Annotated in this window: 9 protein-coding genes; 6 read left to right on the forward strand and 3 right to left on the reverse strand. The window is 39.7% G+C overall.

The window, feature by feature from the left end:
- The first annotated feature begins 15 nt into the window (after positions 1 to 15).
- From OQX61_RS16785 to OQX61_RS16795, 3 genes are all read left to right on the forward strand, one after another.
- Positions 16 to 3,330 (forward strand): DUF4175 family protein, encoded by a 3,315-nt coding sequence (locus OQX61_RS16785; RefSeq protein ID WP_265842948.1) that lies wholly within the window; start codon positions 16 to 18, stop codon positions 3,328 to 3,330.
- Between the two features lie 12 nt (positions 3,331 to 3,342).
- Positions 3,343 to 3,789 carry an rRNA maturation RNase YbeY gene (gene ybeY, locus OQX61_RS16790; RefSeq protein ID WP_265842949.1) on the forward strand — a complete coding sequence of 149 codons (447 nt, stop codon included), beginning with the start codon at positions 3,343 to 3,345 and terminating at the stop codon, positions 3,787 to 3,789.
- Positions 3,790 to 4,374: 585 nt separating this feature from the next.
- Positions 4,375 to 6,237 (forward strand): ABC-F family ATP-binding cassette domain-containing protein, encoded by a 1,863-nt coding sequence (locus OQX61_RS16795; RefSeq protein ID WP_265842950.1) that lies wholly within the window; start codon positions 4,375 to 4,377, stop codon positions 6,235 to 6,237.
- A gap of 640 nt (positions 6,238 to 6,877) precedes the next feature.
- Here the strand turns inward: OQX61_RS16795 and OQX61_RS16800 are convergent.
- Positions 6,878 to 7,054, reverse strand: a complete 177-nt coding sequence (locus OQX61_RS16800) for a hypothetical protein (protein ID WP_265842951.1) — start codon at positions 7,052 to 7,054, stop codon at positions 6,878 to 6,880.
- Between the two features lie 693 nt (positions 7,055 to 7,747).
- On the opposite strand from OQX61_RS16800, the gene mnmG reads away from it, so the two are divergent.
- A complete protein-coding gene (gene mnmG, locus OQX61_RS16805) occupies positions 7,748 to 9,610 on the forward strand; it encodes a tRNA uridine-5-carboxymethylaminomethyl(34) synthesis enzyme MnmG (protein ID WP_265842952.1) in 1,863 nt (620 codons plus the stop codon).
- Between the two features lie 143 nt (positions 9,611 to 9,753).
- Positions 9,754 to 11,382 carry an Ig-like domain-containing protein gene (locus tag OQX61_RS16810; protein ID WP_265842953.1) on the forward strand — a complete coding sequence of 543 codons (1,629 nt, stop codon included), beginning with the start codon at positions 9,754 to 9,756 and terminating at the stop codon, positions 11,380 to 11,382.
- A gap of 24 nt (positions 11,383 to 11,406) precedes the next feature.
- Here OQX61_RS16810 and OQX61_RS16815 read toward each other — a convergent pair whose 3' ends face one another.
- Entirely contained in the window at positions 11,407 to 11,916 is a 510-nt protein-coding gene (locus OQX61_RS16815; protein WP_265842954.1) for a gamma carbonic anhydrase family protein, read from the reverse strand.
- A 3-nt stretch (positions 11,917 to 11,919) separates the two neighbouring features.
- Positions 11,920 to 13,506: an L-aspartate oxidase gene (gene nadB / locus OQX61_RS16820; protein ID WP_265842955.1), complete on the reverse strand. Its 1,587-nt coding sequence runs from the start codon at positions 13,504 to 13,506 to the stop codon at positions 11,920 to 11,922.
- A gap of 400 nt (positions 13,507 to 13,906) precedes the next feature.
- On the opposite strand from nadB, the gene nadA reads away from it, so the two are divergent.
- On the forward strand, positions 13,907 to 14,899 hold the full coding sequence (nadA, locus tag OQX61_RS16825; RefSeq protein WP_265842956.1) for a quinolinate synthase NadA: 993 nt from the start codon (positions 13,907 to 13,909) through the stop codon (positions 14,897 to 14,899).
- Positions 14,900 to 14,992 lie beyond the last annotated feature (93 nt).

A 14,992-nucleotide genomic window follows, 5' to 3' on the forward strand; every position in this document is an offset into this window, starting at 1 on the left:
TCATAAAGCTAATTAATGAACAGCAATTACGAACTTTTAATTTCAAAGGTTAATGAATTCACGCAAAAGTTTTACCTGAATAAACTCTTGCGGGGCAGCATTTATGCGGCCACTTTCCTATTGGCTTTGTATCTGCTGCTGTTTGTACTGGTGTATTATACCCAACCGGGAATTTCCACTAAAACCCTTTTATTTTTCAGTTCCATCGCCGTTTCTATCCTTGCCATCGGTTTCTGGGTCGTTAAACCTGCCCTTTCCTATTTTAAGCTGAGTAAAAACCTAAGCATAGAGCAAGCTGCAGCACTCATCGGAGATCACTTTTTCAATGTAAAAGACAAGCTGTTAAATACGCTGCAGCTAAAGGCTCTTGCAGATAAAAATCCGGAACATAATGCGCTCATTATGGCAGGTATCGATCAAAAGATCAATGACCTGAAACCGATTCCTTTCAGCAGTGCAATTCGCCTGACTGAGAATAAAAAATACTTGCGTTATTCCCTGTTTCCATTGAGCATCATCCTCCTTATTTCCATTATTGCCCCTTCCATCTTAAGAGAAGGAACCAGTAGTTTTGTCCAGTATAACAGAGAGATTTTGCCGAAAGCACCATTCAATTTCGAATTACTCAATAAAAAACTGATTTGTGCTCAGGGAGATGACCTGACTTTAAAGCTTAAAATCACAGGAAATGAAATTCCTCAGGAGGTTTACATTTCTGATGGGATGAATACCTATAAACTGGATAAAAAGGATGCGACTTCCTTTCAATATACTTTCAAAAACCTTCAAAAGAACAAAGAGATCCGTTTTGCTGCGGGTGGCTTTAACTCCCTGCCTTATGTGATTGAAGTGAAGCCCCGTCCGGCGATTTTAACCATGACCGCCGACCTTCATTACCCTACTTATTTGCGCAAAAAGGACGAAAAGATTGCCAATGCAGGCGATTTACTATTGCCTGAGGGAACCACCGTAAGCTGGAAACTGAGCACTGCAAACAGTGATGAATTGGTTTTTATATTGGACAAGCAAGAGCAATTGCTCCAGTCTAACGACAATGTTTTTACATTTAAAAGCACCTTACGAAAGAGCGGGGAATACCGCTTGAGCCCTAAAAACAGCCGTTTTGCAGGTGGTGCCGATTCTTTAGTCCACCAAATTGAAATCATCGCAGATGAATATCCAAATATCTCAGTGACCGAATCACCAGATTCTGGAAGTACTAAAGCATTGTATTTCACTGGTAACATCTCGGATGACCATGGATTTAGCGGCCTGAAATTCAACTACATCGTCACAGAAAATGGTAAGGCTATAAACAAGGTCAGCCAGTCTATTCCGGTTAAAAAGACACAATTGGAAAACGCTTTCTTCTTTTTCTGGGATCTTAGTCAGGCAGGTATAAAACCCGGACAGCAATTGGAATATTACTTTGAAGTAGCAGATAATGACGGCGTTAATGGCCCTAAATCGACTAAATCAGCAAAAAAAACCTATGAACTACCTACGGTGCAACAGGTTGCCGAGAAAATAAATCAGGGCAGTCAGGCAGTAAAACAGAAAATGGAACAAGCCATTAAACTTGCTGGCGCAGTAGAAAAAGAGAGTAAAAAGCTTGGTGCGGCCTTACTGGACAAAAAAACATTGAATTTCGATGATAAGAAACAGATTCAGCAGCTACTGGACAAGCAAAAACAACTGGAAGAAACGGTTAAAGCACTCAAACAGCTGAATGAAAAGAATAATTTTGAAAAAGAAGAAAATGCAACGGTAAAGGATGAGCTCCTCGAAAAGCAAAAACAAATCGATGAATTGTTTAAAAATGTCCTGGATGATAAAACGAAAGCCTTACTGGAAAAGCTGCAAAATTTGATGGATCAAAATAACAAGGATCAGACGCAGCAGGAACTTTCCAAAATGCAGTTGGACAATAAATCCGTGAAAAACGAGCTGGATCGCATCCTGGAGCTTTATAAACAACTTGAATTTGAGCAGAACCTGCAAAACAATATTGACCGGATCAAAGAACTCGCCAAAGAGCAGAAAGCCCTTTCTCAGCAAAGTAAGGATCAGAAAAAACCTGTCGGCGATTTGAAACAACAGCAGGAGAAACAAAGTGCAGCATTTGAAGACATTAAAAAAGACTTGAAAAGTCTTCAGGAAAAAAATGAGCAGCTGGAACGCCCTAATCCTTTCGGGAATCCGGAAAAAGAGAGTAAAGACATTCAGCAGCAGCAGAAAGAAAGTAAAGAGAATCTGGAAAAAAATGACCGCAAAAAAGCCGCTGAGAACCAGGAGAAAGCTGCTGATCAGCTGGAAAAAATGGCTAAAAAAATGGACGATATGCAACAGGAATCTTCAGAAACGGAGAATAACCTAAACGTTCAGGAGCTTCGGCAGTTACTGGAAAATCTTTTGAAAACATCATTTGATCAGGAAAAGGTGATGCTGAATTTGAAGAAACTGAGTAATAACGACCCGCTTTATACCGCTAATGTACAGCAACAAAGGGTGATCAAAGACAATATGAAGTCCATTGCCGACAGTCTGTCTTCCTTAAGCAAAAGGGTTCCACAGATTGAAAGCACCGTGAATGAGGAGTTACAAAAGATCAATTTTAACCTGGATAAAAGCCTGGATAACCTTGGTGAAAGAAATACCGCTGCCGCAAATAAGAACCAGCAGTATACCATGACCTCCATCAATAATCTATCCTTAATGCTCAATGAGGCATTGGAACAGCTTCAAAAGATGAAGAAAAATTCCAGTGGCAGTGGCAAAGGGAAAAAACAAAGCATGAAACAGTTGCAGCAAATGCAGCAGCAGCTCAACAACAGCATGCAAAAGGCTAAGGATCAGCTGCAGAAATCAGGAAACAAAGGCACGGTTCCAAAGGGGCAGATGTCTGAAGAGTTCGCTAAAATGGCTCAGCAGCAGCAAATGATCCGCGAAGCGCTGCAAAAGATCAACAGAGAAGAGAATAAAGATGGTAAATCCGGATTGGGGAACCTGAATCAAATGATCAAGGATATGAAGGCGACAGAAACTGATCTGGTGAATAAGCGCCTGGAGCAAGAGACGTTAAACCGTCAGAAAGACCTGCTTACGAAGCTTCTGGATGCAAATGATGCCCAAAGAGAACAGGATCAGGATTCAAAAAGAGAGAGTAAAGCCGGAAAAGATCTTCCTCCATCCTATCAGCAGATGCTGGAAAAGTTCCGTAAAAATCAAAAAAATGAGAATGAATGGATACAGAAATTACCGCCGGGCCTGAACTACTATTACAAAAATAAAATTGCGGAATATTTTAAATTGCTAAATTTGGCCCAATAATTCTATATCCAGATGGCAAAACCAGCAGTTCATTTTTTCACCGAAGACCTAAGTTATACCCTTAAAAAGAAAACCTTGCTTAAGGCCTGGATCAAGGCTATAATTGAAAAAGAAGGTTATTCATTACAGGAGTTGAACTTTATTTTGTGCTCAGACGAATATTTACTGCGTATAAATCAGGAATACCTGGATCATGACACTTATACTGATGTGATCACTTTTGATAACTCAGAAGAGCTTAAAATGATCGTTGGTGACATATTTATCAGTCTGGAGCGTATTCAGGAAAATGCAAAAACATTTAAGCATACAGTAGCCGATGAATTGTACCGCGTGATGGCGCATGGTACTTTACACCTTTTAGGCTATAAAGACAAGGGAAAAGCGGCTAAGACACTAATGACGGCTAAAGAAGACGAATCTCTTGCCTTGTTTAAAGCGATGGAGCCTGCTGTATAGCACTCCCCGTTGATAGGTTATATCCGGCAGTTTGTCGGAATTTAAGAACAGATGGTCTAATGAACGTCAATTTATTGAAACGTTTTTCCTGCGGCTGCGTCTTATCTCTGAAAGATTTTACGCAACCACAAAACCAGGAACCCATGAAAAATACACTCAAAAAATTACTGATCGGCTCCATTGCCATCGTAATACTTACCGGAACAAAATTCGGATTAAAGCCTGCCGAAAGAGGCGTGTCTTTAACCCATACCAGAAAATAGCCCCCTTATCTTCCGTTTTTAGCGCTAAAAACAAGAGATTCCATCCTTCCTGGTTTATCGGAGATCTGCCTGAACACCAGTTCTTAATCACTCCTCTCAAGCTGGCCCGAGCTCCAATTCTGTCATTTTTTTTGAAGAATCTTTCTGCCGGTTCGGCAAAAGGTTCCCTGCAATCTGCTCCATATCCGCAATACTTTAGCGCCAATACGCTGATTTTTAATGGGACAAATCATTACATCTTCAATAGGCTCAACTATATACCTAAGAATTATTGCTTACTTTTGCACTAATTTCATATATAAAATATCGTTAAACACATACTTTGAGTACACTAATTGCAGCCGAAAACTTAGGCCATGCTTACCATGATGAATGGCTATTTAAAAATTTGACCCTGGGGATTCAACCTGGACAACGCGTTGCGTTGGTTGGTATAAACGGTGCCGGAAAAAGCACGCTACTGAAATTACTTGCCGAAAGGTTTAATCCTTTGGAAGGTAAAATCGTAAAGAATAAATCTGTTAAAATTGGATTTCTGGATCAGGAACCTTCTTTTCCAGACGGTCACTCTATCAGTGATTTTATCTTCTCTACGGATAACAAACAGCAGCAACTGATCAAAGAATATGAGGAACTGATTGAAGATCCGAACCCGGATGAAAAAAAATTGAACCGCTTATATGAAGAATTAAGCGAGCACAATGCCTGGGAATATGAGCATGAAATTAAAACGATTTTAAGCCGTATGGGTATCACTCATTTGCAACAACAGATCTCAACCCTATCTGGTGGACAGAAGAAGCGTCTTGCGCTTGCAAAGCTCCTGATAGAGGATCCTGAAATCTATGTGTTAGATGAGCCAACCAATCATCTGGACATTGATACCATCGAATGGCTGGAGAAATTATTGACTTCCGGAAACAAAACTATATTATTAGTTACACACGACAGGTACTTCCTGGACAACGTTTGTAATACAATCGTAGAGCTGGACAGAGGAAAGATTTACAATTATAACGGCAATTACGCTTACTTCCTGGAGAAGAAATCCGAGCGTGAAATGGCTGATGAGAGTACTTTTCAGAAAAATAAGAACCTTTTGAAAAAGGAACTCGAATGGATGAGAAGAATGCCTGCTGCCCGTACGACCAAGTCTCAGTCCCGTATTGATGCTTTTTATGACCTGGAAAGCAAAACGAAACAAAGATCTGATAATCAAAGTGTTACTTTGAATGTTAAAATGGCACGTCAGGGGAATAAAATCCTTGAACTGGATCATATCGGTCAGTCGTTTGATGGCAAACCAATCATTAATGATTTCAGTTATACTTTTAAACGTGCAGACCGTATCGGCCTTGCAGGAAAGAATGGTACCGGAAAATCTACTTTATTGAATATCATTACCGGTTACTTAACGCCTGAAAAAGGTAAAGTAAGTACTGGTGAGACTACTGTTTATGGTTACTATAAACAAGGTGGTCTGGCTTTCAACGAGAAAGAAAGGGTTATTGATATCGTAAAATCTGATGCTGAATATATCAAAATGGCCGATGGTCAGACGATCTCTGCTTCGCAATTACTGACCCTATTCCTCTTCCCTCCCAAGAAACAACACGGGATGGTAGAAAAGCTAAGTGGTGGTGAAAAGAAACGTTTACACCTGATGAAGGTATTAATGCAGAATCCTAATTTCCTGATCCTGGATGAGCCAACCAACGACCTTGACATTGATACCCTGAATGTGCTGGAAGAGTTCTTAGAGAACTTCCCCGGGGTGTTGATTCTGGTATCCCATGATAGGTATCTGTTAGACAAGATGAGTGAGCAATTGTTCATCATGGAAGGTAATGGTGAAGTAGGAATTTACAATGGTAACTACTCTGAATATAGAATCAGTTTAGAAACACCAAAGGAAAAAGCTCCTGTTAAAGCTAAGGAACAACCTGCGCAGAATGCAGCAGCTGTTCCTGCTAAAAAGTTGTCTTTTAAAGAGCAAAAAGAGCTGGAAGATTCAGAAGCAAAAATCGCGGAACTGGAAGCAAAAATCCAGGAATTGAGCAATTCTCTGCTGACTATTGACAGTGCAGATTACACCAAAATACAGGAAATTTCCAAAACTATTGAAGGTTTAAATCAGGAACTGGAAACAGTTACTGAACGCTGGTTAACATTATCCGAGCAATAAGCTATACCAATTATCCCTACCTGTTCGTTAGATTCAGGTGGGGACAAATGGATCCAAAGACACCTTTCAGGAGTCTTTAATTCTCAGTCGATATCATGCGAATCAGAATTATAAACAAGAAATATCTCAGGTTTGATTGGCCATAAGTCTCCATCCTGATACTTTCAAAAAACAACAAAATGTTCTTTCTCATTTTTAATAGCTAAATAACAGCGTTGGTTTTACCCCTCAGTTGTGCCCGGAAATAAAATTATAAAAGCTTATTTCCCTGCTGAAATCCCAGAGTATTCTACGGAATTTCATACTGGTTTCATTTAACAGCATGCGAGGTTTGTAATGCAGATCTGTTTAGAAAAACAGCTTTTTTAAAGACCTTTAATACTCCTTATGTTTGATCTGGTTTTGTGGCCTTACCTCCTATTCTGGTCAGAACCCGATATAGAATACGCAGGATTCGACAAGAATAAAACGTAAATGGAAATGAGTTTTGATAAAATTAAGTGTATAAAACCGGAACATAAAGGTCATTGTTTTTTGCTTTCAGCAAATCATTGTCTGGCTAAAAACAAGTAATTGGCATTGCGAAAGCAAATCATTATCCAGGTAAAACCAAATAAGGGCCCTTACTAAAAGACACTATTTACTGGATAAAAGCAATCAATTCACCTTGCGAAAGCAGGTCATTATCCGGATAAAGATAATTAACCGGCATTGCTGAAAGAGCCTGTTGCCTGTCCGGGAGGGAACCATTGCTGCTGCTAAAAACGGATTCCAGTAAGACTTTCGGGTGTTGTTCTGATTGCAAAACACAACTCATTCGCTGTGTTAAGGCGGGCATTCGGAAGAACTGGCAAGGCTCCATACAAGGGTCCCGGGAATATCCCGGAAGAAACAACATGGAAACGTTAAAGAAGACCAACCTGAATCCTGTAAAGAAAAACTACTTGACGTAGTTCTTCCGGACCGCCAACCCCTGGTAAAACAGTCAATGCAGAAAGAATAAATCAACCGGATCATTGGGCTGAAAACCTTTTGATCCCTGGATTAAAAAAAGCCCGGAACTCTGAGATGAAGGTCATATCTCTCCATAGAAATCGTTAAGATCCTATGGAAAGGCCTAAGCCCGCCCCTTAAATCCGCAGCGTGGAACAAGGTCTTCTTCGTTAAAACGAGCATAACAAAACAGGCATCATTTAAAGTGATGCTTTAAATTGAATGAAATTGAATGCCGATTTGAGGTAAACCTTGCTGTAGTTTGAATACCAGTGGTTTTCTAGCTATTAAAAAAGCAGAACCCCCTCCCTGTTAAGAAGGAAGGCCGGTCTTCCGCTAATAGATAAGAAAGGATGACTGAAAAAAGAAAGAATAAAAAGGAGGCCAGATTAGCGTGTCTCCACTATTAAATGATTAATTTTAACCTATTGTTTCACGTGAAACATGCTCGCCTCATGGCGGGCGTCTATTGCGTTCCACGTGAAACAAAATTTAAGCGATATAAAAACAACAGGTAATGTTTAAAGAATACGATGTTATAGTAGTTGGTGCCGGACACGCAGGTTGTGAAGCCGCCGCCGCTGCTGCCAATCTGGGATCTTCAGTCTTGCTGATCACCATGAATATGGAAACCATTGCACAGATGAGTTGCAACCCTGCGATGGGTGGTGTGGCGAAAGGTCAGATCGTAAGAGAGATTGATGCGATGGGTGGATACTCTGGAATCATCAGTGATAAGACGACCCTACAATTTAGAATGCTGAACCTTTCTAAAGGTCCGGCAATGTGGAGCCCGAGAGCTCAGAATGACAGGAAGAGATTTGCAGAAGAATGGAGACTAGCTTTAGAGCGCACACCAAATGTGGACTTCTGGCAGGACATGGTGAGTAGCCTGATTATTAAAAATAATACCGTTACCGGAGTTAAAACTTCTTTAGGGATTGAGATCAAAGGAAAATCAGTTGTCTTAACAAATGGAACTTTCCTAAATGGATTGATCCACATTGGAGAGAAAAAATTTGGTGGAGGTAGAACTGCCGAAAGAGCGGCAACAGGCCTAACCGAACAATTGGTAGAACTGGGTTTTGAAGCTGGCAGAATGAAGACCGGTACCCCACCCCGCATAGACGGAAGGTCGCTGAATTATTCTGTAATGGAAGAACAATGGGGAGATGAAAATCCAGGACGTTTTTCCTATACCAATGTAGAGCGCCCTACAGAACAACGCTGCTGCTGGATTACCTATACAAATGCGGAAGTTCATGAAACTTTAAAAGAAGGATTCGAAAAATCTCCGATGTTCACCGGCAGAATTAAAGGACTAGGTCCAAGATATTGTCCTTCTATCGAAGACAAGATTAATCGCTTTGCAGAAAGAGAAAGACACCAGATTTTTGTCGAACCAGAGGGATTACATACTTGTGAAATTTACGTAAACGGTTTCTCTACTTCTTTACCAGAGGACGTACAATATAGAGCGCTAACTAAAATCCCCGGATTTGAAAACGCAAAAATGTTCCGTCCTGGTTATGCGATAGAATATGACTATTTCCCACCCACCCAACTTTCATTAACTTTAGAAACCAAAATGATCAGTAACCTATTCTTTGCGGGTCAGATTAACGGAACTACCGGTTATGAAGAAGCGGCCAGTCAGGGCTTTATTGCAGGTATCAATGCACATCAAAAAGTGAACGATTTACATGAACTAATCATGAAGCGTTCTGAGTCTTATATAGGTGTATTGATTGACGACTTAGTAACCAAAGGAACAGATGAACCTTACCGTATGTTTACTTCAAGAGCGGAGCACAGGTTACTACTTCGCCAGGACAATGCAGACATCCGTCTCTCCCCTATCGGCCATCAGTTAGGCTTGATTAGTGACGAGCGTCTGGACATCGTTAAACAGAAAGTTGCCAACTCTGATTCCATCGTAGCCTTTGCAAAAAAGCAAAGTATCGACATGGCTGAGGCGAATGAAAAGCTGGAAGAATTAGGAACAAGCACCCTAAACCAAAATGTAAAAATCGTAAGTTTACTGGGCAGACCACAAGTTGGCATTGAAGACATTCGTGAGATTAGTCAGCCATTCAGGGAGTACCTTAGTGCCTTCGATAAAGAGACCGTAGAACAGGCAGAAATCAAAATTAAGTACGAAAGCTATTTTGAGAAGGAACAGGAAATTGTGAACAAAATGCAGAAGATGGAAGACAAAGACATCAACCCGGATTTTGATTATTCACAACTTGGATCCCTATCTAAGGAAGCCAGAGAGAAATTATTGAAGATCAAACCCCGCACATTGGGTCAGGCTTCGAGAATTTCGGGTGTTTCGCCTTCTGATATCTCCGTTTTAATGGTACACATGAGTAAGTAAAACACAATCACCTGATAGAGAGTCAGTTAAGTCGATATTCTTAGTCGTATTAACTGACTCATTTAAATGAGTTTTAAGAGACTTTTAAATTTTTTTAATGGTATCTATTAAAAAGACTAATAAACTAAACACAGCGCATATAAATGGCCAAAAACAGCATTATATCGAACTTCAGGATTTTTACATCCCTCCTGGTACTAACTTCGCTAATATATAGTTGTGCGAGCATTCAACAACCTCAGGGAGGCCCCCGTGATACGGAAGCCCCGAAGGTCTTAAGCATGGAGCCCAAAAATTTCACGACAAATTTCAAAGAAAAGAAAATCATCATCGAATTTGATGAATATTTCAAACTTCAGAATGAGTCGAAAGAATTCTCTATTTCTCCGGAATTGAAAATCCCTCCCCTGCTAAAGGTGAAGAAGAAGATACTGGAAATCTCCTTCCCTGACACGCTGGAAAAAAACACGACCTATACATTGAACTTCGGGAAGTTGATAGCGGATATCAACGAGAACAACGTGCTGAAGAATTTCTCTTATGTATTTTCAACAGGTCCGAAACTCGATTCCCTGAGCATCAAAGGCAAGGTCACCAATTCCATCACCGGCGAACCGGAAATTGAAGCGGTTGCATTTATCCTACCCCTGGACAGAGACACACTCTTTGGAAAAGGCAGACCTGCGATCTATGCACTAACCGATAGCAGCGGTAACTATACCCTTAATAATTTAAGGGAAGGCAGCTACAAAGTCTACGCACTAAAAGAAAAAGGCGGTGATAAAATCTACCAGCAGAGCACAGATGAAATCGGATTTATTAAAGAACCCATCGTCCTGAATAAGCCAATGGATTCCCTAAATCTTAAAATATTCAAAGAGGATGCAACAGTATTCAGAATTTTAGATAAACGAATCAATGCGGATGGAAGCATTAGTTTTGCCTTCAATCAAAAGCTCCAAAAACCAGAGATTGCCGTGTTAGAGCCTGCGGCATTGAATACCACAAAATATTTAAAATTCAGCAAAAATAACGACTCGTTAAAAATGTGGCTGACGGATATGAGCTTCGACTCTACCAAAATCAGCATCAAAGAAAACGGGAAATTATTGCAAACGACTACCCTACTCAGAGGAAAAAAAGAAACCTATACCAGGGTTTTGAATGCAACGGATAACCTGGAAGACCAAACCTTAAATCCGAACAGGCCTTTAAAGCTGACTTTCAATTTTCCTGTTTTAAGCACCGATATCGCTAAGATGCAATTGCTGGAAGATTCAGTAAAAAGGACCACCTTTACTTTGGAAAAAGATAGTACAGACTTTTTATCCTATTATATAAAGTATCCATGGCGTATTAAAAAATCTTATGAAATGAAGTTTGAAGCCGGAGCATTTACGGCCATACTAAACACCAAAAACAAAGAATTTATCAAGGATTTCAAATTAGGAAATAAGGACGATTACGGAACGTTGATTTTAAAACTGGTCGTTCCTGAGCAAAACAAAAGTTATATCGTAGAAGTAATCGATGAAAGTAAGAATCCGGTCAATACGATAGTGGTTACCAAAGATACGACCGTCAGATTTAACAATTATAAGGCTGGTAAATACTTTACAAGGATCACCTACGACAATAACAAAAACAAAAAATGGGATACTGGAAGTGTGGCTGAAGGCCGGCAACCTGAGAAGATATGGAACGAACCCAAAGAACTCTCGATCCGAGCCCTTTGGGAAAGAAATGAAACTATAAATATTCCAAAAGAATAAATCTTTTAAAGACGGTTAATGCTGTTATTTAAACCAGTCGGCATACATAATGTAGTTGTCTGGCAGTTTATTCAATAAAGCCCGTTGCTCTTCAGTAATGGGCTTTATTTTTTTTGCGGGTGTACCAGCATAGATATAACCGGATTCACACTGTGTATTCTCTAATACAACGGCTCCTGCGGCAATAATACAATAATCTTCCACCACTGCATTGTCCATCACAATGGCGCCCATACCGATCAGGATATGATCTTTTAAGATACAACCATGAACAATGGCATTGTGCCCTACAGAAACGCGGTTTCCAATCACTGTGGCTGCTTTTAAATAGGTCGCATGAATAACGGCTCCATCCTGAATATTACTGTCGTTACCAATTGTGATGCGATTAACATCACCACGAATCACGGCATTAAACCAGACAGAACAGTTACTGCCCATGGTTACATCGCCTACAATCGTTGCATTTGGCGCAATAAAACAATTTTCGCCCCATTGAGGGTGCTTATCTTTAACTGGTAATATTACTGGCATGGTCTAAAAAATTGTATCGGTTAATTGTTCGGCGTGAGTTGGATAATCGGTGGTATAATGTAGTCCCCTACTCTCTTTTCTGGCTTTTGCCGACTTAATAATCATAAAAGCTACCTGGATCACATTGCGCAATTCGCAGAGTTTTACAGAGACTTTATTGGCTTTATAAAAGGCTTCTGTCTCTTCATACAGCAGAAATAAGCGTCTCATTGCGCGGTCTAATCTAAAATCAGAACGTACAATTCCGACATAATCGCTCATTAATTTCTGTGTTTCCCGTAAATTATGGGTCACTAAAATATCCTCGTCAGACTGTTTTACACCATGGTCATTCCACTCAGGGATGTTGTCAGGGATCACCGTATTTTTGAAAGTAGCTATAGCATCTTCATATATACGATGTGCAAACACCGGCGCTTCCAGCAAGGAATTTGAGGCCAGACGATTCGCTCCATGTAATCCTGTTGAAGAACATTCGCCACAAGCATAAAGATTTTTTATAGAAGAACGCCCGTATTCATCTACCATAATTCCACCGCACATATAATGAGCTGCAGGCGTAACTGGTATTAAATCCTTCGTCATGTCTATACCTATAGATAGACACTTCGCATAAATGTTCGGGAAATGAGCTAATATATCGTTCTTTTTGCGATTGGTGATGTCAAGGTAAACAAAGTCCTCACCAGATTTTTTCATTTCAGAATCAATTGCGCGAGCCACAATATCTCTGGAAGCCAGAGATCCTCTCGGATCGTATTCATACATGAACTCTTCTCCATTTTTCCTTCTGAGCACGCCGCCATAACCACGAACCGCTTCAGAAATCAAAAAAGCAGGATATTCTCCGGGATGATATAAAGCGGTAGGATGAAACTGAATAAATTCCATGTTCCTTACTTTCCCCTTTGCGCGGTATACCATAGCCATTCCATCACCTGTGGCAATTACCGGATTTGTAGTGCTGCTATACACATGTCCTGCTCCACCTGACGCTAAGATAGTCACACTAGCTAGTATCTTTTCCACATCGTTACACTCTGTGTTAAAGGCATATATGCCGTAACAGTGGATATCTTCTGAACTCTTATCCACATGCTCACCCAAATGATGCTGAGTAATTAACTCTAAACAGAAGTAATGTGTTAATATCTCTATGTTTTTGTTCTGATGAATCTGTCTTAATAAAACACTTTCAATTTCATATCCGGTGACATCTTTATAGTGTAAAACACGATTTTCTGAGTGTCCACCTTCTTTCGCTAAATCATAAACACCGGTCGGATTTTTATCAAAATTGATCCCGTAATCGATAATTTCCTGAATGCGCTGAGGCCCCTCCTTGACCACAATTTCTACTATCTCTCTGTCACACAGTCCATCTCCTGCAATTATTGTATCTTCAATATGTTTTTCAAACGAATCATCTTTATCCACAACAACTGCTACTCCACCCTGCGCATATTTTGTATTTGACTCATCTTCGTTTGATTTTGTAACAATTAAAACCTTACCATGCTGAGCTGCTTTTAATGCAAAGCTTAAACCCGCTATACCCGACCCTATTACTAAAAAATCTACTTTTCTCATTGAAATTAAGCTACTTCCCTTACTTTGTTAACAACGTTGATATAATTGTTAATTTCTTGTCTAAACATATAGAACAAATAAATTTGAATGTTTAAAGCTAAGCTAAAAAGGGAATTTGCCACAATATTTTCAGTTATTTTTGAGCAACTTTGCAGAGGTTATCCACTTTTTACACACAAACTAACAATACACATATTACTATGGATAAGTTTTGAGGGCGAAAAATAAAATACTGGGAATCAGCGGATTTTTGGTTTAAAAAATCAACTTATTTGTGGATAACTTATTGATAACTCAAATAATCGCCTAAAAAAAAATATTTTACAAACGTTATTAACACACTAATAAACAATAGAAGTCTATCTATATTAAATAATTATAATTTATTGAACTGTTGAAAATGGATACATTTGAGGAATTAAATAGAAAAGGTTTTGTCGAAGAAAAGATTGATCCTACACTTGATCTTTTCGTGGAAATCGAAAAACTAAAAAAAGAGAAAAATGCAATTGTGCTGGCGCACTACTATCAAGAGCCTGATATTCAGGATATTGCCGACTATATTGGGGACAGTTTAGGTCTCTCACAAGAAGCGGCAAGGACTGATGCTGAGGTGATTGTGTTTGCAGGAGTGCATTTTATGGCGGAAACTGCCAAGATTCTTTCTCCGGAGAAAAAAGTTTTGTTGCCGGATTTGAAAGCAGGGTGCTCACTGGCTGATAGCTGTCCGCCACACCTGTTTAAAAAATTCAAGGAAAAATACCCGGATCATGTGGTGATTACCTACGTGAATTGTACGGCAGAATTGAAGGCTTTGAGCGATATTGTTTGTACCTCTACGAATGCGGTACAGATTGTAGAAAGTCTTCCAAAGGATACGAAGATCATTTTTGGTCCCGACAAAAATTTAGGCGCCTGGGTGGCTAAAAAAACGGGCCGTGATTTAGTGCTTTGGAACGGTGCCTGTATGGTCCACGAGATTTTTTCAAGAGAAAAAATCACCAAACTGAAAGCTCGTCACCCGAATGCGAAATTTATTGCGCATCCTGAGTGTGAAGAGGCGGTTTTGGAAATGGCTGATTACATTGGATCTACCACCGGATTATTGAAATATAGCACCAATAGTGATGCTCAGGAATTTATTGTAGCCACGGAAAGCGGCATTATCCACCAGATGGAGAAGGCTAATCCGACAAAAACATTTATTCCGGCGCCACCAAATAATAACTGTGCCTGTAATGATTGTCCTTATATGAAAAGAAATACTTTGGAAAAACTCTATTTATGCTTAAAAAATGGAAGCCCTGAAGTGACTGTTCCTGCGGATATCATTGTTCAGGCACGCAAACCAATTGAAAGAATGCTGGAAATTTCCGCAGCATTGGGTTTATAATTAAAAAAATGACGGATTTTTCTATTGATTAGTAATAATTATAAGGAAATTCAATGAGTGTTTTAAGTTAAAAAATCAATAGATATAAGATAT

Origin of the sequence: Pedobacter sp. PLR, from assembly GCF_026239675.1 — a bacterium.
Lineage (GTDB): Bacteria > Bacteroidota > Bacteroidia > Sphingobacteriales > Sphingobacteriaceae > Pedobacter.

Excerpts from the sequence above, each read along its gene's own strand:
- OQX61_RS16815 (WP_265842954.1), bottom strand. The coding sequence starts at position 11,916 with ATGCCAGTAATATTACCAGTTAAAGATAAGCACCCTCAATGGGGCGAA.
- nadB (WP_265842955.1), bottom strand. The coding sequence starts at position 13,506 with ATGAGAAAAGTAGATTTTTTAGTAATAGGGTCGGGTATAGCGGGTTTA.
- nadA (WP_265842956.1), top strand. The coding sequence starts at position 13,907 with ATGGATACATTTGAGGAATTAAATAGAAAAGGTTTTGTCGAAGAAAAG.
- ybeY (WP_265842949.1), top strand. The coding sequence starts at position 3,343 with ATGGCAAAACCAGCAGTTCATTTTTTCACCGAAGACCTAAGTTATACC.
- OQX61_RS16810 (WP_265842953.1), top strand. The coding sequence starts at position 9,754 with ATGGCCAAAAACAGCATTATATCGAACTTCAGGATTTTTACATCCCTC.
- OQX61_RS16785 (WP_265842948.1), top strand. The coding sequence starts at position 16 with ATGAACAGCAATTACGAACTTTTAATTTCAAAGGTTAATGAATTCACG.
- OQX61_RS16800 (WP_265842951.1), bottom strand. The coding sequence starts at position 7,054 with ATGAGTTGTGTTTTGCAATCAGAACAACACCCGAAAGTCTTACTGGAA.
- mnmG (WP_265842952.1), top strand. The coding sequence starts at position 7,748 with ATGTTTAAAGAATACGATGTTATAGTAGTTGGTGCCGGACACGCAGGT.